This window comes from Streptococcus sanguinis, assembly GCF_026781265.1.
Lineage (GTDB): Bacteria > Bacillota > Bacilli > Lactobacillales > Streptococcaceae > Streptococcus > Streptococcus sanguinis_T.
Window position 1 is genome coordinate 818593 of record NZ_JAKUVC010000002.1, and the last position, 21037, is coordinate 839629.

The window sequence follows — 21037 nt, forward strand, 5'->3', positions numbered from 1 at the left end:
TTTTTGAAATTTTCAAGATATTTTCAATAATGTTATCAAAACGAAAAGAGTCACAAAATTGTGAGAACTGCTGACAGACCTAAAAAAGCCGCCTTTTGGCAGCTCTGTTAAGATTCACAAAGTAGATTTTCCTAGCGCTAAAACTTCGGTTCTCCTTCGGGAAGTTGATCCAAAATGGCTTCCAGTTCCAGCCGATTGAGTGGCTGAATCCGGATCTGGCTGGAATCCAGATAGCTACGGTGAGTCTCTGGAATATTCTCCAAAAAAGCTTTTAAATCCTTTGTTGTCAGATATTTATAGCCCTGCGGTCTGCTGCCATCCTCTATCAGGATATGAAGATGCCATTCCATGTCTTGACTAGCACCGCTCTCAATCATCTCTTTAACCAAGTATCCCTTGGGCATGGGCTGAGTTGGAAGGACTGTGTCCACTCCTTCTGCCAGAACATAAGAACCCAGGTATTTCCCACCCTGATCCTTATAATACTTAGGAGTAGAAAATTGACTCTGAACCTGCTGCATCTCGGCCATCTGCCTGCCAAACTCCTCCACAGGATCTTCAGCCTTGAAAAGTTCCAGAAGTTTTTCTTGCGACATGTACAAATCATGAGCATAGCCTTCGAAAACATGCATAGGCGCAGCTGCCACTCTGGCATCGTTCAGGCCATAGAGAATATCCGCTTCAAAATCAATATTAAAAATCCCGTCAGCCGTATAAGTATTGCCGTATTCATCAACAATATCCTGCTTCATCTTCTGAGCCAAACGACTCATGAAGATAATGGCCCCTTTCCAGTCGCCTACCGTCGATGGTGTCAAGACACGAACCTAGTAGGTTTCCCGATCTGGCAGATAATAAACTTCAAACCCACGGCCTGCCCCTTCCCAATAGACAGCCAGAAAAGTTCCGACCTGATCCAAGGATTGATAAGCCTTATCGCCCTCGAGGCCTACAACCTCCAGCCCTTCTACCAAGGAAACCAGAGATAAGGGTGTTTCGACCGCCTTATAGCTAAATAAGCCCTTTCGGTTCTGAATGTAAAAAGAAATACTCATACCATGCTCCTTTCTAACTACAAAAGCCTTTCAGAAAGCGAGAAAATGCAAAATCAAAACTCAATACAGGTACAAACTAGCTTTTCTCCAAGACTTTTAAGGATAAACTCCATTCTTAAAACGAACTCTGGTATTAGTATAACATTTTTGGGAGAAAAAGACGAAAAACCTGTATTCATGAAGAGACTTTCCGATTGAAAGCTTCATCAATACAGATTCTAAGAATATATTTGAATTTCATAAAAAGGTAATGAATAAACTTCTAAGAAAGCAAAACTCATTCTGAGCACTTCTTACTTTTTATCCTGCTGTGTCAGCTCCTGATTGTAGTCCAAGGCTAGCTTGATCCAGTAAGACAGTTTCTTTTGCGCTTCGCCATCTAAATCAATATAGCCATGATAAAGCCTCCCCTTCATTAACGTCACACTGGCACCATTTTTAGGCAGAATCTGCTTTTCTAGTTCCTTACCGATGCGGACCATGACAAGCTCTTGACCTCTCGAACTCACAGTAACAGACATCTTACCTCGGACCATAAAAGCCAAGCCACCAAACATCTTCTTCTCTTCTACCTCTTCTTCAAAAACATGAAGAGGAAGTTCAGTAGCTAAAATGGCACGGACTTGCTGGGCTAAGGATTCACTATAAGCCATCCTTCGGCCTCATTTCATCACATCCCAGCCGATACCAAAACGGTCAATCAAGCGGCCATAAAACTCTGCGAAAGCTTGTTCCTCTAAAGGATAGAGAATTTGACCACCTTCAGCAAGCTTTGCAAAAAGTTCATCAGCTTCTTCTCTACTGTCTGGGCTCAGAACTAACCATTGATTGGGCTGATGATTGCTAGGAATAGATAGGTCGTTAAAAATGCCTACATCTTCACCATGCAGGGTTAAGTTTTCCGTATCTAAGGCAATCCAGGCAAGCTTATCCCGTTTTTCTTCAGGAAGGTCAGCTGGATCCATCATCTCACTGGCTCGGACAAGTCCCTTTATCTCTGTCTGAAAAAGATCTGCATAGAAACGAAAAGCTTCTTCGGCCTGACCATTAAAACTTAAAAACACGTCTAATTTCATTATTGTTCCTCCAATTTTTTATATCTGAGAATAAATCTCTAGTATCAGTTTATCAATTAGGATAAAAATTTTCTTATTCTTAATTGCGCTTGTTTGGCTAGAGAACGCATGATTAAAACTGGAAGATTAACTGTAATTGGTGGATCGCTGGGCAAGGGCCTGCGCATGCTGATTTCCTCTTGATAGATGTTATCGCCTGAAAAAGTGAGAGGCTCATCGCTGCCCCAGCGAAAGTTATGCTTCAAGACATAGTTTTTAGTTAGGCGTAAATCCTCCAGCAATTCACAGGCCAAAAGATAGTAGTGGCCATCTGGTACATTTTCAAAAGTAAACTGGCTCTCCTGACTTAGTGCTACTCCGATAACTGGCTCTTCTTTAGGTATGCGGGTTTTAAAAAGCCCGATACAGCTAATGCGTGGTTCATAGCCCTCAGGATAAGATAGCGCCACAGTCAACCGATTGCCACTTTTACAGTCGGGATCCTGATGCAAGAAAGCTCCCTTCTCATCCAGCTGTTTTACCATAAAATCATAAGCCTTGGTTGATTCCTGATAATATTTTTTAGGCGAAAGTCCAGTATGCCGCTTAAAAGTATTAGAAAAACTGCCTAGACTATCATAACCAGCTTCCATAGAGGTCTCAGTCACATTTTGCCGGCCTTCTACAATCTCCTGAATCCCTTTTTCCATCTTAAGAGCTTCCACATATTGCTTGATAGAAAAGCCCATCTTTTTCTTGAAAGTTCTGGATAGATGGGAAGGACTATAATGGAAATACTGAGACAAATCAGTCAGACTCAGCTCTTCATCTGCATGCTGACGAAGATAGGCTGCCACTTCTTCCATGATAGCTTTGGACATAGACTTGCTCCTTTCCCATTTATTTAAGCCCATTATATCACATCAAAAAGAAAGGACAAAAAATCAAAACCGCATAAAGAAAAGAAGAAATCAAGTGATGCTCCGCGAGATGTCCCAAGAATCGGCGGAAATAGTCTGCTTTCCCAAATCCCTTTCCAACAAGACTTTTACCTGTAGATAAATGAAAAAACTTTAGACGTTTGAATCGTCTAAAGTTTTTAGTTTTTCTTAGGAATTTAGAAACTTGCCTTACCATCAAAAATAGTCAGCTTATGCAAATTTTCCATGCCTGCAATAATGGGTCTAGCTTTTGCAATGAGATTTTGAAAAACTTCCAAGGTCAGACTGTCATTGTGAGCTTGCTCGCTCTCCCAAACTTCGTAAATATAGATGCTGTTGGGTTCATCTGCCTTCTCACCTAAGATATAGCAGAAACAAGTGTCAAGATTTTGCATTTCTTTGACAACTTCTTGCATGTAAGCAGTAAGTTCCTGCACCTTTCCTTCTTGGGCCATTAATTTCCCATAAACACAAAATTTTTCCATTAGGATCTCTCCTTATTACTGAGCCACCAATGTTTCCAAGCTTTCTCCGATCGCAGCCAAACGCTCCACCACTTCTGCCTGGCTCAAGCCGTTTTCAGCCACATAGCGATTGCGAGGGTGAACACGGCATTCATGAGAACAGCCACGGAGGTACTTGTCTTCGTTTTCTTCTGAAGTCAGGATGCGGCGGTTACACTCTGGATTGCCACAGTTGACATAGCGCTCGCAAGGAGTTCCGTCAAACCAGTCTTTCCCAATCACGACTGGATCAACATGGTTGATATCAACGGAGATACGCTCATCAAATACATACATCTTACCATCCCAAAGCTCCCCTTGAACTTCTGGATCCTTGCCGTAAGTCGCGATACCGCCATGAAGCTGACCGACATCCTTGTATCCTTCACGCACCATCCAGCCTGAGAATTTCTCACAGCGAACACCACCAGTACAGTAAACAACCACGCGCTTGTCCATGAACTTCTCTTTGTTATCACGAACCCATTGCGGCAATTCGCGGAAGTTGCGAATGTCTGGACGGATGGCACCACGGAAATGACCCAGATCGTACTCATAGTCATTACGAGTGTCTAGGACAACAGTGTCTTCGTCCAAGAGTGCTTCCTTAAATTCCTTAGGTGACAGGTAAGCCCCTGTCGTCTCCAACGGGTTGATGTCATTGTCAAAATCATTGTCTTCCAAGCCCAAGTGCACGATTTCTTTCTTGTAGCGAACAAACATTTTCTTGAAAGCTTGCTCATTTTCTTCGTCAATCTTGAACCAAAGGTCTTCCATGCCCGGAAGGCTGTGCACATAATCCATGTATTTTTGAGTGGTTTCATAGTCACCAGAAACCGTTCCATTGATTCCCTCATCTGCTACCAAGATACGGCCTTTAAGACCAATAGATTTACAGAAGGCCAGATGATCAGCTGCAAATTTCTCAGCATTCTCAATCGGAACATATTTGTAGTAAAGTAGGACGCGAATATCTTTTGCCATAAGATTTCAACTCTCTTTTCTCTATAAAATTTTCTGAATTTTTTAATTCATCTATTTATTATAACCTGATTGAAAAAACTGGGCAAAATATTTGTTTGAAAAATATCTGAGCTGAAAAGTTTAAATGAGAAGGACAAGTTATCGCTCTTCTTCCAATTGATCCAAATACTTCTCAAAGCGCTTTTTCTGCCATTTGTTTATATACTCCAAGAAAATATTGACCAGCAGCATAAAGGGAAAGTGAATGACAAAAGTAATTAAAATAACAAATAGAAACATGGGGTGAAAAACACTATTATGATAAATAGCATGATTCAGTTGGAAATTCTGGCAAGCAATCAAGAAGGTCAGAAAACCTGTCGAAACCAGTAAGCCCCAGATAGTCAGACTGAAACTATTGTAATAATTAGCTCCCAGATGCTGAGCGCGACATATGAAATAAAGAGAGGCAATGGCAATCAGCACCAAGAAGGGCTAATAGTGAATGGCGCCAGTATTCATAGCTACAGAACCAGCATATAAGGCTAAACCACCATACAACAAGAGACTAAAAGCCTCCATGCCAGCCTTGTTGACAAGCTGCTCTTCCCGTTCGTCTAAGATTTGACGTTTGATAAGCTTGATTTTCATCTCTATCTCCTATCTAGGTATTCCAAAAACACTTATCAAAAACATGATAATGGCAGGAAGTCCATTATTCAGCATGTGAACTGCAATACTGACTTCCAAGCGCCGAGTTCGATAAGCCAGCCAGGTCAAAATCACTGAGGATCCACCATAAATCACAAAAGACATAATATTGGTTGGCCCATGAAAAAGAGTAAAGATCAGGCCGCCCATGATGTAACCCCAACCCTCATAACCTTTAAAGATTTTTAGAGGAATGATTCCACGAAAAATTATTTCCTCTGCAATAGGTGCTAAAATCCCAAGTGTGATGGGCAACAAAATCATATCCCCTCTTTGGAACTCTTCTATTATAGATGCTTGATTCACCGTTGTTTCCTCACCGTGGATTAGGTTCAAAAGAAACGTTCCAAGAAAAGACACAAGAATCATACCTAGAAAGCCTAAAATGATTCTCTTCCCGTCCCCTTTTTGAAAAGCTTTGCCAGACTGAGATAAAATACCAGCCTTCTTTGCCAGTACACCAAAGACTAGCGAAGTGATAAAAATTAGGAAAATACCAAGAAGAATGGTCCACAATCTTGGAAATTCATAAATTCTTACGACGTGCTGAACCAGCATGGGTAATACATACAGCAGCAATGCTAAGCAAACGCATCCAACCCACAACAATCGTTTCCACCAAGTCATTCTTCAACCTCCAATTCCTTATTTAGCTTTTTCTGACGTTTGTGATTGAGATACAGGCTGACCTTATCCATGGTCAAGCTCCCCAGTATAAAAAGCATCATTGTAAGAGCCAGCTTGAGCAGATACAAAAGGCTCAACATGCTAGCCAGGCTTTCTCGCTGTCCAAAGAAATCAATGCCCACAAGGATGAGAGCAAAGATGACTCCACCGCCAAAACGCTCCGACCATTTTTCCTCCCTCACCATATCACGAACATCTATACCAAGACTTAAGCGACGAAACAAGGCATATAGACCTACTAGGATAATCAGAATAGTCTCTGGCAGATAAGCCAGTAAGTCCAATTGCAGGATATAGGCTTTGAAAAAAATAGAGATTGATAGGAGGAGGAAGATTCCTAGTACTAGTTCCCCAGCAACTTTACCGTCTAACTTCTCTATCCGTTCATCTGTTATAAAAGGCCGCTTCTTCATCTTCTTCATCACTCTCATTTTACTCCTCCCAAAACAACTGATCTAGTGTCTTGTTAAGACACTTGCAAATCGCTAAGCATAAACTGAGGCTGGGGTTGTACTTACCCGCCTCAATCAGGCCAATGGTCTGGCGGGTCACTCCGATAGCATCTGCCAAGTCCCCCTGGGTCATATCATGCTCAGCTCGTGCCATTTTTAGTCTAAGATTTTTTGCCATGGCCATCGTCCTTATCGTCTTTCTTTTGCCCGAATATAACATAGAAAGCACAAGCAAAAGTGATGTCACTAAATCCCAAAATAAACCACATTTGATTTTTCTGAATTATCCCTAGAATTATAAACACAACAGCTAATACTAGCCAAGTAAGAGGAATAAACAGATGATTTATTTTCCTATTCATGCTATAGTTCCTTTCATCATTATAACTCTATTATACAATATATTTTAAATAATGCAATATATAAATTACATTTTATCTTTTATTTTGTACAAAAAAAGACTGGGAATTCTCCCAATCTTTCAATTTTTGATGTAATCAATCCTTTTTCAAACTTCCTGCGCGTGTGCGGGTGCGAGCGTAAGCGGTTAGCAAGACAGTTCCGATTACTGCTACTGTCGCAGAATTCACTAGAATTGCTACAATACTTTGAGCAATAACCTTATTGACCGGCTCACCAGATACAATCACGTCACCAATTGGGCCGATTAGCCAAGCGATTGCATTGGCTCCAAACTGAATCAAGTTAAAGCGGATAATGTCCTTGACTTCAAATTTGCCTTCTTCCACTTGGAAGAATTTTCTAAAGAAGCCAACCAATAGACCGAAGACCCCGCTGCCAGCAATCCAGAACCACCAGAGTCCGCCACCGCTCATAGCGTCTTTAATGGCATGGCCAATGAAGCCCATAAGGAAACCGACGATTGGTCCAAAGATGACGCTAAAAAGAGCTTGCAGAGGGTATTGGAGCTGGATGCTGGTATTGGGCACAGGCGTTGGGATATTGATCATTCCGATGACCACGAATAGGGCTGCTCCAATTCCTGTTGCGACTACGTTTCTGATTGTATTATTTTTCATTTTCTTCTTCCTTAATTTTCAATTCTCTTGATTTCAATATGCCACTGGGCACCGACACCAACATTGTAGGCCTTAGCAAAGGAACCTTGGTTAATCGCTAAGCCGACCCGGTAGAGGGAGTTGATATAGAGGATAGGCTGGCCTATGCGGACATCCGCAAAGGACTTGCCATAGGTTACTTGGTTTTGATAAACCAGCATGTCATTATTGTAAATGGTAACTTCAAAGCGGTCACCAAATTCCGGTTCCAAGGTGCAGAATTCCTCACGGGTGATAGAGGTCCAGAGAGAGCCGAAGCGAACATCCAGGATATCAATAGCTCCGCTGACATAATTCTCCGCAAGCGTAGTCTCTACTACCTGAATTTCGACGATGTCTTCGACCTTGAGTTCTGGTCCAACCTCTTCAAAGCTGATATGGCCGCTGGCTAGCTTAGCACCCGTATAGGCATAGACATCACGGCCGTGGAAAGTGTAGGAATGTTCCGTATCCTTGCGGCGATTTTCCACTTCAGAAATTTCCCGAATGGCCTCAATGCCGACATGCTTCTTGATGAAAGACAGGGTGCCGTTATCAGGCGTGACGATGTACTGACCCTTTTTAGTCTTGGCTACCACACTCTTACGCTTGGAGCCAACGCCCGGGTCTACTACCGACACAAAGGTCGTTCCTGCTGGCCAGTAATTAACTGTCTGAAAGAGACGATAGCTTCCCTCAAAGATATTGTAAGGGGTGATATCGTGAGTCAGATGATGAATTTTCAGAGTGGGCGACTCTTCTAGCGCCACTCCAATCATGGCTGACACAGCTCCATCTACCAGACCAAAGTCCGACTGGAGTACGAGTATATTGTTCATGTTTTCTCCTTAGTTATATTTTCAATGGTATTTAGGCCGAAGCTGACTTGGAAAGTCTTGCTTTGAGGATCTTCCTTCCTAACAGGGCTCCAAGTAAAGCGCCCAGTAAAATGCTGGCTATAAACCAGAGGACTAAGCTGGGTTCTGGCTTAAGCATGACTTGCTCGATATAAGCTTGAGTCTTTCCTCTGGCAAGAAGACTAGCTTCATACTGCTTGGGCGCCAGCCACATTAGGAAAATAGGACCCGCTGTGCTAAAGCTGAAAACCATAAAAGACAGCAAGCTTCTAACGGTCTTTTGATAGCTGCCTGACCGAGCTATCATATCCGCTAAAATACCACAAATCAAACCCGGTAGAAAGGCTCCAAAGCCATGTCGACTGAGCAGAAAGAAGAGACCTAGCAGACAGCCTAGGCCGCTGATTAGGCCGAAGGTCTTTATTTTCTCTGTATAGAAGATGAACAGAACTACGCCAAAGAAAGCTGTAAAAGCTGGAGCGTAAAACATATTGCCGGAGCGGTCAAATAGAATCCCAACCAAAACGCCTAAGATCATGGCTAAGAAATAAAAGAGGTAAAAGAAGCCAGCCTGCTTCAGTTTGTCTTTTCTTATAGAGTATAGCATAAGCCTTCCTTTCCCGCTAGTCAGCTCGACGATAACTGCCAATCAGCTCCTGAATGAGCTCTATGTGCGTATAGTAGTCAGCAATTTTCACATTCTCATCTCCGCCATGATCTCGACTATTGGCATTGCCAAGTCCGAAAGCCGCCATAGGAACCTCCAAGGCCTCATAGACCGTGTGCATCGGACCAGTTCCAGCTGAAGTCGGCAGAACAGAGATGCCCTCTTGGTAGTAATCTTTAGCCAGCTCGATAAGATTGAGAATGGAAGGCGCACTCATGTCGCTGCGATAACTCATCTCTCCCAAGGTATAGGTCAGCTCAACCGCTGGATAGCCATTTTTATCCAGCTGCTGACGAATCTTGTCCAAAACATCTTGTGGTTCCAGACCTGGCACCAGACGAACCTCCATCTTAGCCTGGGCATCTGAAGGTAAAATGGTCTTGACCCCTTGGCCTTGATAGCCTGATCCGAAGCCTTCAATATTCAGCGAAGGCTCAAAGTAAAATCGACGGAGAAATTCCTTACGTTCGTCCAATAGAACTGGCAATTTCAAGCCATAGACTTGACTCAACTCTTCAGGAGTCCGCAGGGCATATTCCTCAATTAGGGCCAGCTCTCGTTCATTTGGCTCTTGAACCTGCTCATAGATGCCTTCAACTAAGATGCGGCCGTCTGGACTGCGCAAGCTGGATAAAGCATTGAGCAAATACCAAGAAGCTGAATTGATAACCCCACCGAAGCTGGAATGAATATCTACATCTGCACTTTTGACCGTCATGTCAAAGGTAACAATCCCCTTGTTACCGCCCGAGATTTCCAGCTGTCCAAGATTGTTGCGGCTGCCTTGCTCCCAAACCAGCAAATCCGCTCCTCGCAGGCGTTTGCGATGCTTGGCCAGATATTTATCCAAATCTGTCGAAGCAGACTCTTCTGACCCTTCCATCATAAAAATGATATTGACCGGCAAATCACCGTGCTCTCGAATATACTTGCGAACAGCCGTCAGGCGAGCGGTAATGTGCCCCTTGTCATCATCTACTCCTCGCCCATACATGACCCCGTAATGAACCGACAATGTAAAAGGATCATTTGTCCATGGCTGATCATCATCTGCCGGCACTGTATCGTAGTGGTTGTAGAAAATAATGGTCTTAGCAGCAGGATTTGAAGAAAGAAACTCCGCCAAAATAAATGGAGCAGTATAGCTGTCGTCAATCATGACCTTGGCACCTGCAGCTGTAAAAATCTCTCCCAAATAGTTAGCTACTTCCTGCAGGCCAACCTGCTGGGCAAAGATCGATTTTTTAGAGATCAAGGTCCGCAGCACTTCAAAATAGTGCTGGGCTACCTCGTCGTTTTCAAATTTCTTGATTTGTTCAGTCTCGGTTGAGAAAGGCATGCGTTACTCCTATTAACAGCAGATAAAGGGCTGGGGAAATAAGCTTCCCCGCCCTTATCGTATTTCTTGGTTCAAAGTCTAATCAGCCAAATGCAGACTGGACTTGATGGGATTTCTTACTTGATGTCTTTTGCATCTGGCAGGTAAGAGCCGCCAAAGAATTCTTGCGATAATTTTTCAAGCGTACCATCCTCATAGAGTTCTTTGATTCGCTTGTTGACAAATTTTTGCAAGTCTTCCTGACCGCTTGCAATAATCGGATAGACATAAGGCTGCTGGTCGCTTGGAAGTTCAATCACTTCCAAATTTTTCAAGTCTTGGTCTTTGATAATAGACTCTACAGTTATGCGCTCAAAAATCTTATAGTCCGTACGGCCGTCATTCAGATTGGCCAAGATTTGCTGAATGGTTCCGTCCGTATAATTGATTTTTGTCGGTTTATCGCTATGTTCCTTGTTGTAGTCCTCTAGTTGTTGAGCTGTCGAAGTCCCCTGAACAACCTCAGTAGACTTGCCGCCAATGTCATCCAGCGATTTGATTCCCTCACCCTTACGGACAACTAAAACTGTTGGATTTTTCGCATATGGACTAGCATAGAGATATTTATTAGCCCGTTCTTCAGAATAGCTGATATTATTGGCACCAATCTGATAGCGGTCGCTGTCCAGACCTGAGAATATTGAAGCCCACTTGGTCTTATTGAAATTGACTTCATACTTGTCTGAGTCCTTAAAGATAGCACGAAGGACTTCGATATCGTAGCCAGTCAGTTTACCGTCTTTATCCTCGTATGAAAATGGTTTGGTCGTTCCCACTGTTCCGACTTCTACCTTTGTTTTCTCTGTTTTTTTCTCACTTGATGATGAGCAAGCCACCAAGGCACCAAGGGCCAAGACACTGACGGCTGCCAGAGAGAAGTATTTCAAGGTTTTCTTCAGGTTCATATTTCGAATTCCTCCTAAAAAGTCTTTCTTTATCATATCAAATAAGAAGAAGCTTGACCATTATATATTTTTTATGGAGGTGATAGCTTTTCTTTATCAGCTTTGAGACAGCCATTCACTAGACTTTCTGCCTGTAGTACTGCAGGAGAAAGAGGGCGCTCTCCACATAGTAAGGAACGGAAACTTTGAAGGCTTCGTCGTCAATGACCATGCTGTCGTGATGGAGGTCAGGAGCATTTTCCGCACCATTTGAGCCGATAAAGGCAAAGACGCCTGGAAGCTCCTCCTGATAAAAGGCAAAATCTTCTCCAGCCGAGGATGGACTGGCTGGTAGGACCTCAGCCAGATTCTGTGAGTGCTCATAGAGCAGCTCGGCTAATTCGGGATCATTATAGGTCACTGGCGGAGTATGGTCCCAAGAAATCCTGACTTGAGCTCCAAAATTCTCCGCTGTATTCTCTACAATTCGGATAAAATCTTCCTTGAGACGCTGCTGCAAGGTCGGATTGAAGCTACGGATAGTCCCTTCAAAAAAGCCCGACTGCGGCAGTACATTCCAGGTAGCTCCTGCTTCGATATGAGTCACAGATAAGACAGCTGCTTCAAAAGGAGATACTGTGCGGGCCACTAGAGGCTGCAGATTTTGAATCATACTAGTCAAGGTCAATACTGTATCAACACCCAGATCTGGCCTAGCCGCATGGCTGCTGACGCCTTCTACCTCCACCTTGAACTTCTCAACTCCAGCCATCATGGCTCCAGCTTTAAGCGCCAACTGTCCCGCCTTGAGCTGGGGCATATTGTGAAAGCCGATAATAGCAGACACATCGTCCAGTAAACCAGTCGCAAGAACCTGACTGGCTCCCTGAGAAGTTTCCTCAGCTGGCTGAAAAATCAGACGAACTGTCCCTCTCAAATCTCCTTCCATAGACTTGAGCAGCTCCGCTGCCCCCAAAAGGCTGGTCTGATGAAAATCATGGCCGCAAGCGTGCATGACACCTGCATTCTGACTGGCGTAAGGCAGACCTGTCCGCTCCAAAATGGGCAGAGCATCGATATCAGCCCTCAGGGCAATAACTGGCTTGCCAGAGCCAACCTCGGCAACTAGGCCAGTTTTCAGACCGGATTCTAAAATCCTAATCTCCAAATCTTCCAGATAGCTTCTTAGGAAAGCTGTCGTTTCAAATTCCTGCCCAGACAGTTCTGGATGCTGATGAAGATAATGCCGCGTTTGCATCAGTTTATCATAAAATTTTTTCATGGCAGACTCCTTCTAAAAACCAACGTTCATTAAGTCCATTCACATTCAATTCTAAGTTTAATAATTTTTAGTGCTGACTTTCTAGTTAATTTTTTCTCTACTACTGCTTAACATTCAGTTTGTTAAATCTTGAGTATTCTGATTAAATCTAAAATGTCCTATTTAAGGAGAGAATCTCACTTCAAAAACAACATTTATCATAAACAAAGGTAATCAAAGACCCTGATAAAGCGGCTCTATAATTTCTGTAGTGGGTAAAACCACTGTAGGAATGATGGAGCCTATTTGTTGTAGAAAAAAAGTCCCATAAAACCTATAATGAAAAGCGACAAAACCATCATTAGAAAGACTCTTATGGAACAGTTCAATTTTATCACAAACTTACTCGGAATAAAAGACCCTAACATCATAATCTTGGATGTTCTAGATGCTGGAACTCATAAAGAAATCATCGCTAAGCTGGATTATCCTGCTCAAATGCAAAACTAGAAGCTACTAACAACCTCATCAAGCGCAACGCTTTCGGCTTTCGGAACTTTGACAATTTTAAAACTAGAATCCTCATCGCTTTGAATATCAAAAAGGAGAGGACTGATTTAATCCTCACCAGAATATGACTTTTTAGCAACCCACTACAGTTGACAAAGACCCTGATAAAGCTTATCAGGGTCTGCATATCTAAAGTCTTTTATAAATAATTTTAGAAATCACCCATGAATACAGTCATAAAGGAACCATAACCATAATCTTGCGTTTCAACTATCCATTTTCCGTCCTTACGAACCAACTTCATCTTATAACCCTCACGACTGATACTTTCGCTCGTTGCTAAAGGACGAGAATCTAGGCTAGCCGTCGTTTCATCTACCAATGCCTTATCAGCCGCTTTATAAGCATCTGAGAGACTTCCATATTCTGAACGATGTTGGTTATAGAAATTACTAAGATAATCTCTAGTAATCCCTTTAAGTCCAATGACTTCTGGTTGAACTACTACAACCGCATGATCTGGGAAATATTCTTTTACTGTGTAGGTAATATTAGCACGTTTAGCATTTGCTTTTATATAAGCATCAATAAACGCATTTGTTTCTTCTTCTGTGAAAGGATAATTATATAGTCGACGTTTAAAAGTTTCAGCAAATTTAGTTCGGAATTCTGTTTTAGATTTCTCTAGATCATTTCCTAAAGGTACTCCATCTTTTTTCTTATCAGATTTTTTTGCATCCTTTCCACTTGCTTCTCCACCAAGAAAGACTGCATTCACATACTCTGAAGCTACATTTTTTATTTCATCAACATCATCCGTATATTTTGATGGATCAACTTTAAGATGGACTTCTTTCACTTCATCTTCGGTAGTATATGAAGCTGGTGAGTAATGGAGTTCATATTTCTGATCCTTATCAACTTCAAAGACTACATATCCAGAAATCGTTTTTCCTTTCGCTAAGTCATTATAACTCAACGTTTTAAATTTATCTGAATCGCTATAGACTCTTTCAGGTTCAACTTTTTCATCTTTTGAATCATACAAACTAATGTCTGTGCTAGAAATGTTTAGCTTTTTATTCGTTTTATTTTTAAATTCAAGTGACAAAGCTAAATATTTAGAGTCAGAACTGCCCTCTGATGGTAAAATATATTCTCCATCTTTGATTGTTATTTCAACTTGACCATTACTAGAAACACTTTTTGAAGTTTGTTTGTCTTCAGCACCTGAAGTTGAATTATTTTTCTGCTTAGGAACAAATGCACAACCTGTTAAGCTAGCAGCAGTTGTTAGTAATAGTGCATATTTAAAGATTCTTTTCATAGTAACTCCTTAAATTATTTTTCTCTATTTTATCACACTTAATAAGTTCGGTAAATCTTTTTATTACATTTTGCTCAAATAAGACGTTTTGCTATTTAGAAACAACAAATAAAGTGCATATCTAAAGTTAGAATCCATCTACATTCGTATAGATTTTTTGGACATCTTCATCGTCTTCTAAAACGCTATAAAGTTTTTCAAAGGTTTCGAGGTCTTCACCGGTCAACTCTACTTCAGACTGAGGAATCATTTCCAGCTCAGTTACTTGGAATTCTTGAATACCAGATTCACGCAGAGCCACGATGGCCTTGTGAAGGTCGGTTGGCGCTGTATAGACAGTGATGCTTCCTTCTTCTGCTTCAACATCATCAACATCCACATCCGCTTCCAGCAGCTGTTCAAAGACACTGTCAGCGTCGTCCCCAGCAAAGACAATCACGCCTTTATTATCAAAAAGATAAGATACAGAGCCGCTAGCTCCCATATTGCCGCCATTTTTACCAAAAGCAGCACGGACATTGGCTGCAGTCCGATTGACATTTGAAGTCAGGGTATCGACAATCAGCATAGAACCGCTTGGCCCAAATCCTTCATAGCGACCTTCAGTAAAGGTTTCGTCCGTGTTCCCTTTTGCCTTATCAATGGCCTTGTCAATGACATGCTTCGGCACCTGAGCTTGTTTAGCTCGGTCTATGACGAATTTCAAAGCTGTGTTAGACTCTGGATCTGGATCACCCTTTTTAGCTGCTACATAGATTTCCACACCAAACTTAGCATATACTTTTGAGTTTGCGCCGTCTTTGGCCGTTTTCTTTGCCACAATATTGGCCCATTTACGTCCCATTGGAGATTCTCCTTTTGATAAATTACATTTTTAATCTTTCTTATTATAACACAGGGAATCAGAAAAATCACTAAGAAAAAATGATAGCTTCTAGAAGATTCTGGTTGTATTCTTCAACTCTTGTTAGCCTGAAATCGAGATAAAATTGATTTCAGTTTTCCTTCCATAAAAAATCCAGTCGCTAAAACAGCAACTGGACGATGAATTCTATTTCCCGAAACCGACAGGTCTATCATAACTGACCTTTACCGAAATCCATCAAAAATATCACTGATAATTTTTCACAATAGGCAAATCCGGTTTGCATCTGCTTAAGCAGGCAAAAACATCCTCTATTCTGCCATCTAAAAAAGTGACGTCTACTCGAACGGACTTGCCATGATAAGGCTTGACATATAGGTATTCTCTCCGATAGTACCTGACTCCCAGTCGAAAAGAAGCCTGCCCATCAGAAGTTCTTCCCCAAGCCGGCCGGTAAAAAACACTTTCCAGTTGATTCCAAGCAAAGCTATGCTCTTTCAACAAAGCGCCTCGCACGGTCAGGCCCCATTCTGTTCCTACAAGAACAAAGCACTTTTTGCTCAGCTTGCGACCCGCATGGACTATTGCAAAGATTTCGACTATAACAGTCATGAAAAAAGCAAGTATAAAAGGCAAACTGAACGAGCGTATTCCTGCTCCAGGCATGGCCTTTTCGAAAGAAAATAGTATAAAGTAAGCTAAAGTTCCGAAAATAGTACTTAAGGCTAAAAAGACAGATGCCAAGATGACTATGGTCAAATAGAGTCCTCTACGGTAGCGAAAAGCAAACAATAAAGGCATGACTTTTCCTTTCTTTCTCAGCTAATAGTTTTGCTTATGCTTTACTGAGGCGCCTTAAACTCATCTTCCTCTACCTTATTCCAGTCAGAATATTGAGTATCTGTTTGAACATCCATACTACCTTTTTCACCTCTATAAGATAAACCTAGCTTAAATTCTTTTAAGAATAAGGTCTTTTTATCCAAGCGTACTTCTAACTTCTTATCCATATCTGCCTGAGTAACACCTGACAGCTCTAGTTTGAATTCTTCACCAAAAAGCCCCAGCAAGTCAGCATTTTTACTGCTTAATTTAAAGATATATTCATCACCGCTTTCCTTTACAGTGACATCATCGGCCATTTGATAAAAGCCATCCATGAGTTTGAAATAGTCGGGCTGAACATAATAATCTGCACCGCTTCCCATTTCTTGCTTAGACCATGTTCCATTTTTAGAAGAACGAGTATACAAAAGTTTATTCTCTCCGCCTGGCATAATCGCTTCTTGATAACTCTCCTGACCGCCCTCTTTTCCATCTATGATTAAATGTGCCTTGGCCAGTTCATCTGTGCTTTTATCATAGAGAAGATCTCCGCTCATCGTTTGAGTTTTATTGGAACCATCTACAGTGATAGATAGTTTTACCTTCATTTTCATTGAAGTTAGATCTTCATTCGCAGTTTCTGCTTTCTCCAAGAGTTCTTCAATATCGTCAGAAGAAGTATTCTTTTGGATCTCACGGGAGCTATTCTCCGTCCCACCCTGATTCTTTTGAGAATGCTTCTGCCCAATCAAGCTACAAGCACCTAAACTAAGCGTCAGTAAAGCAGTAAGTGCCATAAAGGTAATCTTTTGAATTTTCATGAGTCTTCCTCCTTTGAGACATGGATAGGAAAGATAAGCATTAAATCAGCATAGCAATGTTTTATTGACCGAATGTTAGCTTTCATACCTACAATCAAACCACTAAAAAGCAGATCATGCTCCTTAGTGAAAACAAGTTTATTTGTTTATTATACCATTTTTTATTTACCATCGCAAACAAAGCAAAAAGGCTGAATATTCAGCCTTACTTATCTTTCATAATCGGAACCCGTCCAAAATTTTGTTCCATAAGTGCAGGATTTCCTAGTTGATAGACCTTATCAGCCTGCTGGGTCAAACTGTCCCACGGCACCTTGCCGATACGGCTGACCAATTCAACTTTTCCCTTAAGCTGGGACAAATGCTGGCGCCCCTGCTCGGAAAAGCCTAAAATATGAACACCTGATGGAAGCTCTTCTTGCCTAACTCCGACCAGGATATAGGTCAGCAGACGACGGACCCGAGCCTTGGTATAGCGCTTGGTCGCCACCTGCTCAACCAACTCTTCTATAGTCTCACTGTTTTTCAAGGCCTCTCTAATCCTAACGGCCAACTCTTGGTTGACCTGGTAAAAATCTGTCAAATCCGGACAAGTCACTATCTGGTAACGGAGATAAGGAAAAAACTCCGACCAGGTCACCTTGGGAGCCGCTTCAAGCAAGTGATGGGCTGGGGTGAATTTCTTGAGAAAGTCTGGCTGATCCAGATTCTGACGAAGGGCAGTTGCGGAGGCAAACTCCTGATCAGCTGACAAGGAATGATAGCCAGCTCCCTGACGTTGAATCGGACACAGTTTTATATCTCTTCCCGCCACAGCCTTGGCATAGGCCAAGCCTAAGATATGATTGGGAGTGGAGCCTGAGAAATTGAGCCCTGCAAACTCCTGCCACATAGCTTGAGTCTTCTGGGGATAGGATAGGGAATCAGGCAAACCAGCCAGATAAGCCTCCATCTGCTCTGCCTTTTGACCATAGACCCCAGAAATACTCTCATAATCCAGTACTTCCTCAGTTCCAAACATTAGATGATCAATGCCCAGTCTCTCTAAGATGTCTACTGCCCCCTTAGCGAAAAAGTCCGCCGCCTGAACACTGACCAAGAAAGGTAGCTCAAGGACCAGATCCGCTCCAGCTTCTAAAGCCATCTGAGCCCGAGTCCATTTGTCCACGATAGCCGGTTCACCCCGCTGAACAAAATTGCCGCTCATGGCAATAATTTTCAGCCCAGAAGCCCGCTCCAGCAGATATCTGTGCCCATTATGAAAAGGATTAAACTCCGCGATAATACCGGTAACTGTCATCTCATTTCTCCGCCACAAAGAACCAGCGAGCGCTCTTGTCTGTCGGCTCCTTGTCCTCAAAGTCCGCGTAAACCTTGACATTCTTAAAGCCAGCCTGCTCCAGTAAGATATCATAGGTCAGAATCTCATAGGTCCGTTCCTCATGCACCTCATCATGGCGCGTGAAGCGCCCATCCTCGTCTTGGACAAAGAAGGTCAGCTCATGCACGATGGAGTGAGGCGGTTCGTCCGCATAAGAATCCCAGACCATGGCAAAGGTTTCAGCATTTCCATGATAAGAATAGCCTGGAAAAACCTCGTCAATCTGGTAAATCGAGTGCACGTCAAAGATAAAGCGGCCGCCCTCATTTAGATGCTGGTAGACTTGAGTGAAAACCTGACCGACATCGACTTCGTCCTCCATATAGCAAATCGAGTCTGAATAACAAGTCACCAAGTCAAACTGACCGACACCACTCAAATCCAGCATATTGCCCTGGATAAAGGGAATGTCAAAACCTGCCTCTCTGCTACGCTTCTCCGCCAAATCCAGCATTTCCTGACTCAGGTCCAACCCCGTCACATCAAAACCAGCCTGCTTAAAATAAATAGACTGAATGCCCGTTCCACAAGCCAGCTCCAGCAGCTTTTTCTTATCCTTGGGAAAATGACGCAGGCTGAAATCCGTCCACTTCTCATACAAAGAATCATCCATAATCGCATCGTAAACCGACGCGAAGGTTTCATAAGTTGCCATACTTTTCCTTTCAAAAATAGCCCAGCCAGCAGGCTGACTGAGCTAAATTCTGCTTTCTGCCTAAGGGCAAAAATCAGTTGTTTTTTTCTTCCAATAAAGCCGCAACATCCACGCCAGTTGCTTCATGCCAGAGTTTTTCCAGATTGTAATGCGCTCGCATTTCCTCAGAAAAAACATGGACGACCACGCCACCTAAGTCTAAGAGAACCCAGCCACCAGCTGCATCTCCCTCAACATGACCAGCAGAAACACCAGCCTCAGCAGCTTTCTCGCGGATATTTTCAGCGACTGCATCCAGCTGACGGCTGTTCATAGAGCTGACGATGACAAAATAATCTGTCACAGTAGTCAGACCTTGCAAGTCCAAAGCCACAATATCTTCTGCACGCTTTTCATCGGCCGCCTTCACGACCAGTTCCAATAATTCTTGTTCTTTCATAGTTCCTCTTTAATTAAAAATGTTTTTGTAATCTAGAACTTCCGCAAAACGTCTGTTCCAAATTTTTTGATAAAAAGTATTTATTTTTTCTGCCGAAGCCTCTTCTCCATCAAAAGTTGTAAAAGCACCTTCTGGAATGATAAGTTTATAATCAAATTCAAATCCAACTTTAACCGATGCATCTACACAATATTCCGTCTGCATTCCACATAAAACTAGACGACCAATATCTTCTTTATCCAAGTAGTCTTTTAAACCAGTCTCTTTAAATATACTATTATACTTCTTCTGAAAGACCTTTTCGTCTGACTTCCGATTTAAGAGAGGAGACAACTCCCAAGTTTCCAATTCACTATCTTCTGGATTTTCAATATGCTGAATATAGATAATTTCGACACCTTTACTCCTAGCCTGATGCTGCAGAAAGGAAATTTTATCCATCATTTTATCAGACTGAAAACCTGTCTCCACTAAGATATTTTGTACATCTATAATGATTAGAGCTGTTTTCATTCTTTTATTTCCTTCAAATACCCTACAAAGGCATTGTAGGTCTCCAAGGTCTGCGGATAGATGGGCATTCCCTTATGGGCCAGATGCTCCACGGTCCTTGCTGTTTCATAGGCCACAGCTAGATTGAGCGAACGCTGAGCCAGCTCTCTGGCCTTGTCCACTCCCGGAAAGTCCCGGTTATGCTCAATGTAGTCGGCTACATAGACGACCTTGTCCAGCTCAGACATGGTGCCACTGCCTACTGTATGAATCTCGATAGCTCGCAGAATCTCGGCATCTTCGATGCCTAAGTCTTCCTGAATCTTATAAATGCCCACCATGCCATGCCAGACGTTATTGCCCCAGTTTTTCAGGTCAGGATCCAGCTGATATTTATCAATCAAGGATAGGAAATCCTCATCTGAAACCTTTTTGGCATAATCGTGCAGGAGTCCTGCTAGACCCGCTTTTTCGACGTCAAGACCGAAGCGCTCCGCTAATTCACGAGCGGCCTTTTCCACGCCTAGGCAATGCCGCAAGCGTTTCTCAGACATGACTGTTTCCATCTTAGCCAGCAAGGCCTCACGGCCCATACTGATATAGCTTTCATAGGTCATAGATAAAGCCCCTCTTTCTCGATATAGTCTAGCACCGGCTGAGGCAGCAGGAAATTAGGAGTCCGTCCCTGAGCCAGAAAATCCCGTACCATGCTGGAGGAAATATCCATAAGCGGCACATCCACCCAGATAACAGGGTAAGAAGTCCCCGCCTTGTAACGCGGTCGCTGAACCCCGACAAACTGAACCAGCTCAACCAGCTCATCAATCCGGTACCACTTGGGCAGATAGTCCACCATATCCGCACCGATGATAAAGTAATAGTCCGCATCTGGATGTTGCTCTGTCAGTAGCTTCATGGTGTCGTAGCTGTAAGAAATTCCCTTCCGTTCCAGCTCAATGGTTTCAATCCCTAAGCCTTCAATGCCCTCAATAGCCAGCTCCAGCATTTTCAGCCGATGCTTTTCATCAATGGTCTCTTTCTTATCTACATGGGGCGGCTCGTACTCTGGCATGAGCAGGACCTGATCCAAGCCTAACTGTTGTCGGACCTGATCCGCCACGACCAAATGAGCATTGTGGACAGGGTTGAAATTCCCGCCTAGTATGCCAATCTGTTTGCGTTTCTTATCTTTAACTTCTGGTTCTAATTCCACCTTGGTAAAGGGGGTCAGTAATTCAATAGCCATAGGC

At 42.7% G+C, this 21037-nt stretch carries 25 protein-coding genes and 3 pseudogenes; 2 read left to right on the forward strand and 26 right to left on the reverse strand.

The genetic code is table 11. The features are described 5' to 3' along the window. Positions 1–137: 137 nt before the first annotated feature. The 16 genes and pseudogenes from MK370_RS04590 to MK370_RS04665 form a co-directional block, all read right to left on the reverse strand. Positions 138–1055: pseudogene (locus tag MK370_RS04590) on the reverse strand (DUF4299 family protein). 293 nt (positions 1056–1348) lie between these two features. Then, a complete protein-coding gene (locus MK370_RS04595; protein WP_268684341.1) occupies positions 1349–1708 on the reverse strand; it encodes a TfoX/Sxy family protein in 360 nt (119 codons plus the stop codon). A gap of 9 nt (positions 1709–1717) precedes the next feature. Next, on the reverse strand, positions 1718–2131 hold the full coding sequence (locus tag MK370_RS04600) for a VOC family protein (protein WP_268684342.1): 414 nt from the start codon (positions 2129–2131) through the stop codon (positions 1718–1720). A gap of 56 nt (positions 2132–2187) precedes the next feature. Continuing rightward, positions 2188–2991 carry a helix-turn-helix transcriptional regulator gene (locus MK370_RS04605; protein WP_268684343.1) on the reverse strand — a complete coding sequence of 268 codons (804 nt, stop codon included), beginning with the start codon at positions 2989–2991 and terminating at the stop codon, positions 2188–2190. A gap of 236 nt (positions 2992–3227) precedes the next feature. After that, positions 3228–3536 (reverse strand): putative quinol monooxygenase, encoded by a 309-nt coding sequence (locus MK370_RS04610; RefSeq protein WP_002903981.1) that lies wholly within the window; start codon positions 3534–3536, stop codon positions 3228–3230. A gap of 15 nt (positions 3537–3551) precedes the next feature. Then, positions 3552–4538: a rhodanese-related sulfurtransferase gene (locus tag MK370_RS04615; RefSeq protein ID WP_002898096.1), complete on the reverse strand. Its 987-nt coding sequence runs from the start codon at positions 4536–4538 to the stop codon at positions 3552–3554. Positions 4539–4676: 138 nt separating this feature from the next. Continuing rightward, positions 4677–5168: pseudogene (locus tag MK370_RS04620) on the reverse strand (DUF6773 family protein). A gap of 9 nt (positions 5169–5177) precedes the next feature. Further along, positions 5178–5855, reverse strand: coding sequence for a CPBP family intramembrane glutamic endopeptidase (locus MK370_RS04625; RefSeq protein ID WP_268684344.1), 678 nt, complete (start codon positions 5853–5855; stop codon positions 5178–5180). Then, positions 5852–6346, reverse strand: a complete 495-nt coding sequence (locus tag MK370_RS04630) for a DUF6773 family protein (RefSeq protein ID WP_268684345.1) — start codon at positions 6344–6346, stop codon at positions 5852–5854. Before MK370_RS04630 ends, MK370_RS04625 begins: the two co-directional genes overlap by 4 nt. Position 6347: 1 nt before the next feature. Further along, entirely contained in the window at positions 6348–6545 is a 198-nt protein-coding gene (locus MK370_RS04635; RefSeq protein WP_005591814.1) for a helix-turn-helix transcriptional regulator, read from the reverse strand. A gap of 319 nt (positions 6546–6864) precedes the next feature. Further along, complete coding sequence (locus MK370_RS04640; protein WP_002900998.1) at positions 6865–7407, reverse strand: ECF-type riboflavin transporter substrate-binding protein; 543 nt, start codon at positions 7405–7407, stop codon at positions 6865–6867. An 11-nt stretch (positions 7408–7418) separates the two neighbouring features. Further along, on the reverse strand, positions 7419–8264 hold the full coding sequence (locus tag MK370_RS04645; protein ID WP_268684346.1) for an SAM hydrolase/SAM-dependent halogenase family protein: 846 nt from the start codon (positions 8262–8264) through the stop codon (positions 7419–7421). A gap of 31 nt (positions 8265–8295) precedes the next feature. After that, positions 8296–8889 carry an MptD family putative ECF transporter S component gene (locus MK370_RS04650; RefSeq protein WP_268684347.1) on the reverse strand — a complete coding sequence of 198 codons (594 nt, stop codon included), beginning with the start codon at positions 8887–8889 and terminating at the stop codon, positions 8296–8298. 16 nt (positions 8890–8905) lie between these two features. After that, a complete protein-coding gene (locus MK370_RS04655; protein WP_268684348.1) occupies positions 8906–10288 on the reverse strand; it encodes a M20/M25/M40 family metallo-hydrolase in 1383 nt (460 codons plus the stop codon). 116 nt (positions 10289–10404) lie between these two features. After that, the gene (locus MK370_RS04660; RefSeq protein ID WP_326845074.1) at positions 10405–11232 is read right to left on the reverse strand and encodes an amino acid ABC transporter substrate-binding protein; all 828 of its coding nucleotides are present in this window, start codon (positions 11230–11232) and stop codon (positions 10405–10407) included. A 118-nt stretch (positions 11233–11350) separates the two neighbouring features. Next, positions 11351–12493 carry a M20 peptidase aminoacylase family protein gene (locus tag MK370_RS04665; RefSeq protein ID WP_268684350.1) on the reverse strand — a complete coding sequence of 381 codons (1143 nt, stop codon included), beginning with the start codon at positions 12491–12493 and terminating at the stop codon, positions 11351–11353. A gap of 354 nt (positions 12494–12847) precedes the next feature. Between MK370_RS04665 and MK370_RS04670 the strand changes: the two genes are divergently transcribed. Together MK370_RS04670 and MK370_RS04675 are read left to right on the forward strand one after the other, a co-directional pair. After that, positions 12848–12982 (forward strand): hypothetical protein, encoded by a 135-nt coding sequence (locus MK370_RS04670; protein WP_268684470.1) that lies wholly within the window; start codon positions 12848–12850, stop codon positions 12980–12982. Next, positions 12958–13110: pseudogene (locus tag MK370_RS04675) on the forward strand (transposase); the annotation flags it as partial. The gene MK370_RS04670 and the pseudogene MK370_RS04675, both read left to right, overlap by 25 nt. 83 nt (positions 13111–13193) lie before the next feature. On the opposite strand, the gene MK370_RS04680 reads toward MK370_RS04675, so the two are convergent. The 10 genes from MK370_RS04680 to MK370_RS04725 form a co-directional block, all read right to left on the reverse strand. Continuing rightward, on the reverse strand, positions 13194–14309 hold the full coding sequence (locus tag MK370_RS04680) for a DUF4352 domain-containing protein (RefSeq protein WP_268684351.1): 1116 nt from the start codon (positions 14307–14309) through the stop codon (positions 13194–13196). A gap of 127 nt (positions 14310–14436) precedes the next feature. Then, entirely contained in the window at positions 14437–15153 is a 717-nt protein-coding gene (locus MK370_RS04685) for a YebC/PmpR family DNA-binding transcriptional regulator (protein WP_268684352.1), read from the reverse strand. Between the two features lie 267 nt (positions 15154–15420). After that, a complete protein-coding gene (locus MK370_RS04690) occupies positions 15421–15786 on the reverse strand; it encodes a hypothetical protein (protein WP_326845078.1) in 366 nt (121 codons plus the stop codon). A gap of 230 nt (positions 15787–16016) precedes the next feature. Continuing rightward, positions 16017–16820, reverse strand: a complete 804-nt coding sequence (locus MK370_RS04695; protein WP_268684354.1) for a DUF6612 family protein — start codon at positions 16818–16820, stop codon at positions 16017–16019. A gap of 205 nt (positions 16821–17025) precedes the next feature. After that, complete coding sequence (locus MK370_RS04700) at positions 17026–18120, reverse strand: nucleotidyltransferase (RefSeq protein ID WP_268684355.1); 1095 nt, start codon at positions 18118–18120, stop codon at positions 17026–17028. A gap of 1 nt (position 18121) precedes the next feature. Then, a complete protein-coding gene (locus tag MK370_RS04705) occupies positions 18122–18856 on the reverse strand; it encodes a class I SAM-dependent DNA methyltransferase (protein WP_268684356.1) in 735 nt (244 codons plus the stop codon). 73 nt (positions 18857–18929) lie between these two features. Continuing rightward, a complete protein-coding gene (gene rsfS / locus MK370_RS04710; protein ID WP_268684357.1) occupies positions 18930–19295 on the reverse strand; it encodes a ribosome silencing factor in 366 nt (121 codons plus the stop codon). Between the two features lie 9 nt (positions 19296–19304). Continuing rightward, positions 19305–19808, reverse strand: a complete 504-nt coding sequence (locus MK370_RS04715; protein WP_268684358.1) for a cysteine hydrolase family protein — start codon at positions 19806–19808, stop codon at positions 19305–19307. Continuing rightward, positions 19805–20404: a bis(5'-nucleosyl)-tetraphosphatase (symmetrical) YqeK gene (yqeK, locus tag MK370_RS04720; protein ID WP_268684359.1), complete on the reverse strand. Its 600-nt coding sequence runs from the start codon at positions 20402–20404 to the stop codon at positions 19805–19807. The genes MK370_RS04715 and yqeK overlap by 4 nt, the downstream gene beginning before the upstream one ends. After that, a complete protein-coding gene (locus tag MK370_RS04725; protein ID WP_268684360.1) occupies positions 20401–21033 on the reverse strand; it encodes a nicotinate-nucleotide adenylyltransferase in 633 nt (210 codons plus the stop codon). The genes yqeK and MK370_RS04725 overlap by 4 nt, the downstream gene beginning before the upstream one ends. Between the last annotated feature and the right edge of the window lie 4 nt (positions 21034–21037).

Coding starts and splice junctions, on each gene's coding strand:
- MK370_RS04595 (WP_268684341.1), bottom strand. CDS start 1,708: ATGGCTTATAGTGAATCCTTAGCCCAGCAAGTCCGTGCCATTTTAGCT.
- MK370_RS04600 (WP_268684342.1), bottom strand. CDS start 2,131: ATGAAATTAGACGTGTTTTTAAGTTTTAATGGTCAGGCCGAAGAAGCT.
- MK370_RS04605 (WP_268684343.1), bottom strand. CDS start 2,991: ATGTCCAAAGCTATCATGGAAGAAGTGGCAGCCTATCTTCGTCAGCAT.
- MK370_RS04610 (WP_002903981.1), bottom strand. CDS start 3,536: ATGGAAAAATTTTGTGTTTATGGGAAATTAATGGCCCAAGAAGGAAAG.
- MK370_RS04615 (WP_002898096.1), bottom strand. CDS start 4,538: ATGGCAAAAGATATTCGCGTCCTACTTTACTACAAATATGTTCCGATT.
- MK370_RS04625 (WP_268684344.1), bottom strand. CDS start 5,855: ATGACTTGGTGGAAACGATTGTTGTGGGTTGGATGCGTTTGCTTAGCA.
- MK370_RS04630 (WP_268684345.1), bottom strand. CDS start 6,346: ATGAGAGTGATGAAGAAGATGAAGAAGCGGCCTTTTATAACAGATGAA.
- MK370_RS04635 (WP_005591814.1), bottom strand. CDS start 6,545: ATGGCAAAAAATCTTAGACTAAAAATGGCACGAGCTGAGCATGATATG.
- MK370_RS04640 (WP_002900998.1), bottom strand. CDS start 7,407: ATGAAAAATAATACAATCAGAAACGTAGTCGCAACAGGAATTGGAGCA.
- MK370_RS04645 (WP_268684346.1), bottom strand. CDS start 8,264: ATGAACAATATACTCGTACTCCAGTCGGACTTTGGTCTGGTAGATGGA.
- MK370_RS04650 (WP_268684347.1), bottom strand. CDS start 8,889: ATGCTATACTCTATAAGAAAAGACAAACTGAAGCAGGCTGGCTTCTTT.
- MK370_RS04655 (WP_268684348.1), bottom strand. CDS start 10,288: ATGCCTTTCTCAACCGAGACTGAACAAATCAAGAAATTTGAAAACGAC.
- MK370_RS04660 (WP_326845074.1), bottom strand. CDS start 11,232: ATGAACCTGAAGAAAACCTTGAAATACTTCTCTCTGGCAGCCGTCAGT.
- MK370_RS04665 (WP_268684350.1), bottom strand. CDS start 12,493: ATGAAAAAATTTTATGATAAACTGATGCAAACGCGGCATTATCTTCAT.
- MK370_RS04670 (WP_268684470.1), top strand. CDS start 12,848: ATGGAACAGTTCAATTTTATCACAAACTTACTCGGAATAAAAGACCCT.
- MK370_RS04680 (WP_268684351.1), bottom strand. CDS start 14,309: ATGAAAAGAATCTTTAAATATGCACTATTACTAACAACTGCTGCTAGC.
- MK370_RS04685 (WP_268684352.1), bottom strand. CDS start 15,153: ATGGGACGTAAATGGGCCAATATTGTGGCAAAGAAAACGGCCAAAGAC.
- MK370_RS04690 (WP_326845078.1), bottom strand. CDS start 15,786: ATGACTGTTATAGTCGAAATCTTTGCAATAGTCCATGCGGGTCGCAAG.
- MK370_RS04695 (WP_268684354.1), bottom strand. CDS start 16,820: ATGAAAATTCAAAAGATTACCTTTATGGCACTTACTGCTTTACTGACG.
- MK370_RS04700 (WP_268684355.1), bottom strand. CDS start 18,120: ATGACAGTTACCGGTATTATCGCGGAGTTTAATCCTTTTCATAATGGG.
- MK370_RS04705 (WP_268684356.1), bottom strand. CDS start 18,856: ATGGCAACTTATGAAACCTTCGCGTCGGTTTACGATGCGATTATGGAT.
- rsfS (WP_268684357.1), bottom strand. CDS start 19,295: ATGAAAGAACAAGAATTATTGGAACTGGTCGTGAAGGCGGCCGATGAA.
- MK370_RS04715 (WP_268684358.1), bottom strand. CDS start 19,808: ATGAAAACAGCTCTAATCATTATAGATGTACAAAATATCTTAGTGGAG.
- yqeK (WP_268684359.1), bottom strand. CDS start 20,404: ATGACCTATGAAAGCTATATCAGTATGGGCCGTGAGGCCTTGCTGGCT.
- MK370_RS04725 (WP_268684360.1), bottom strand. CDS start 21,033: ATGGCTATTGAATTACTGACCCCCTTTACCAAGGTGGAATTAGAACCA.